Here is a 794-nt window from a genome sequence, read left to right on the forward strand (position 1 = left end):
GCCATTGCGGAGGCGCATCACCTGCCTGCGGGCGTGGTGATGGAACTCCTCGAGGAACGGGTTGTGGCGCTGACCGCCGACCTTGACTTCCTGCTCAGCGCCGAAACCGTTGTGACGGCAAAGGGTTTGGACCGCAAGTACTGGATAGACATCACGTATCAACAAGCAATGCGCCGAACGGAGATCGCGTGGATCCGCGGCCTCCTGGAGGAGTTGGGCTCCGGGCGACTGCCCTGGGATGAACCCCGGCCAACTCCCGCCGAACTTTCACACAAGCCAAAGGAAGCCCTTGGAAAACGTAGCTAAGCCGTGGCCGGCGCTCTGGTCACTGGTGGTGGGGTTCTTCATGATCCTTATCGACACCACCATTGTGTCCGTGGCGAACCCGCGGATCATGGAGGGCCTCAATACCGATATCAACGCCGTCATCTGGGTCACCAGCGCCTATTTGCTGGCCTACGCCGTGCCCCTGCTCATTACCGGAAGGTTGGGGGACCGGTTCGGACCGAAGAACCTGTACCTGATCGGCTTGGTGGTCTTCACCCTTGCGTCGTTGTGGTGCGGCCTGTCCGGTGACGTCACCATGTTGATCGCCGCACGTGTCCTCCAAGGCCTGGGTGCAGCCATGATGACGCCCCAGACCATGGCCGTCATCACCCGCATCTTCCCTCCGGACCGCCGCGGTGCCGCCATGGGACTGTGGGGCGCTACCGCGGGCATGGCCGTCCTTGTTGGCCCTATCCTGGGCGGAGTCCTGGTGGACAGCCTTGGTTGGGAATGGATCTTCTTCGTCA

1 protein-coding gene and 1 pseudogene are annotated in these 794 nt (G+C 62.1%); both read left to right on the forward strand.

Features of this window, described 5'->3' with window-relative positions; all coding sequences use genetic code 11:
* Positions 1-306, forward strand: a pseudogene (locus HP499_RS24650) (PadR family transcriptional regulator); the annotation flags it as partial.
* Positions 290-794, forward strand: a 505-nt coding sequence (locus tag HP499_RS24655; RefSeq protein WP_172326630.1) for an MFS transporter, incomplete at its 3' end; no start/stop codon positions are given. The pseudogene HP499_RS24650 and the gene HP499_RS24655, both read left to right, overlap by 17 nt.

This window comes from Paenarthrobacter sp. CM16 (assembly GCF_013179505.1).
GTDB lineage: Bacteria > Actinomycetota > Actinomycetes > Actinomycetales > Micrococcaceae > Arthrobacter.